The following is a 1,691-nucleotide window of genomic DNA, read 5'->3' as shown; positions in this document are numbered from 1 at the left end:
TCATCGACTCAAATCTCTATTTGCAACAGTGCCAAAAAAACTTCCATTTATGGACATTAAGTAGTATTGTCCATGTATTGTTAAACATAAATTGAAGTAATGACATATGGGCAATAATGTAATTTATAAAGATAATAATTTGATTGATGCATCTTATACACTAAATCTATCAGAACAAAGATTAATTTTAATAGCAATTATTGCTGCCCGTGATATTGAGGAAGAATTAACAGCAGAAACTATGTTAACGATCCATGCTTCGGAGTATATGAAACAGTTTAATCTTGGTCGACAATCAGCATACGAAGCATTACAAGCTGCATGTGATAATTTATTTGAACGTAGGCTTAATTATAAAACAATAGATCCTGTTACAGGAAAAAAAGCAGTTTATAAGAGCCGCTGGGTATCCAAAGTTGGATACGTTAAAGAGGCTGCCTGTGTACAGTTGATATTTGCTCCAGATATCCTTCCGCTTTTCATTAAGCTTGAAGAAAAATTTACCAAATATGAACTTAAGCAAATATCTCAACTTACTAGTGTTTATTCTATTCGATTGTATGAGCTTTTAATACGTTGGAGATCCACTGGAAAGCTTTACATCTCTATGATAGATCTTAGAGAGAAATTGGGCTTGCTAGAAGATGAATACTCTCAAATGGGAGATTTTAAAAAGCGAGTTCTAACTGTAGCTTTGAACCAAATCAATAAATTTACTGATATTGAAGTTACTTATACCCAGAAAAAAGAAGGTAGGACCATCACTGATATAGAGTTTACTTTTTTTGAAAAAGATACAGTTCTAAGACTCAATGATAAAAATCCCGAAAATTTATATAAATTAACAGCAAAGCAAATCTTATATTTTGCACAAAAGCTTTGCGATATTGTCAACAATCCAGATTTTGGACGTGAATTTGGAAAGATAGGCGAATCTCAAGAAGATTTTCAGGAAAGAATAGCAGCCGAATTAACCGATCAACAGAATGTAAAAAAATATTATGTACATCTATTAAATGTTGGTTATAAACCTAAATATGGGAAACAAAAATAATTGATTTCACTATGTAGTGCCAGTACAGCTCATTTTGAAATTGGCTCATGTGCTATTATAGATCCGCACTTTTAATTCTTTCTTGAAGCTCTAATAAAATGATTTTACAACACCATTCTCCCCTAACATGAGAAATATTCTAAGTAATGTTGTGATTCATACTAAGAGCCAAATATTTTTTTGTTAGAACTTTTGCTAGTCTCTACTGTTTTATATGCTCACAGATTCATTCCATCTGCGCGTATTCATAATCCTATGAGAAGCGCGTGTCCCAAACCGGTATACTTTACAAGTATAAGTATTCTTGATTAACTGATGACGTTTCTTGCATATAGGTTAAGAATCACAGCTACGATACTATTATTTTTTAATGGTCTTCAATATACAATTTAGTTCACAGTTTTCTCTCAATTTTTCAAATCGAAGCTGATACAACGACACTATAAACGTTATAGCTAGCATCATTAAAAGACTAAATGAGCTGTAATAACGAATATTCCGCCTAATTTTGGTTTATGCAGCTAAGCATAATATCTAGTAAGTAATATATAAAATTAGCAATATTGCACATAAATTTCATAACTTACGATGCTTATGTAATCTGGGTACTGGGTAATCAATCCTGGCACATAAACCA

General features: G+C 31.9%; 1 protein-coding gene. It reads left to right on the top strand.

What is annotated here, in order from left to right:
• Positions 1–106: 106 nt before the first annotated feature.
• Entirely contained in the window at positions 107–1,054 is a 948-nt protein-coding gene (gene repM / locus HADU_RS11515; RefSeq protein WP_008306650.1) for a replication initiation protein RepM, read from the top strand.
• The last annotated feature ends 637 nt before the right edge of the window (positions 1,055–1,691 follow it).

Source organism: Acinetobacter sp. HA (genome assembly GCF_000264725.1).
GTDB lineage: Bacteria > Pseudomonadota > Gammaproteobacteria > Pseudomonadales > Moraxellaceae > Acinetobacter > Acinetobacter schindleri.
The sequence above is the reverse complement of the archived record's forward strand: the minus strand, read 5'-3'. Positions and strand labels throughout refer to the sequence as shown.

Bases quoted from the DNA above. Each gene is read 5' to 3' on its own strand.
- repM (WP_008306650.1), top strand. From the start codon at position 107: ATGGGCAATAATGTAATTTATAAAGATAATAATTTGATTGATGCATCT.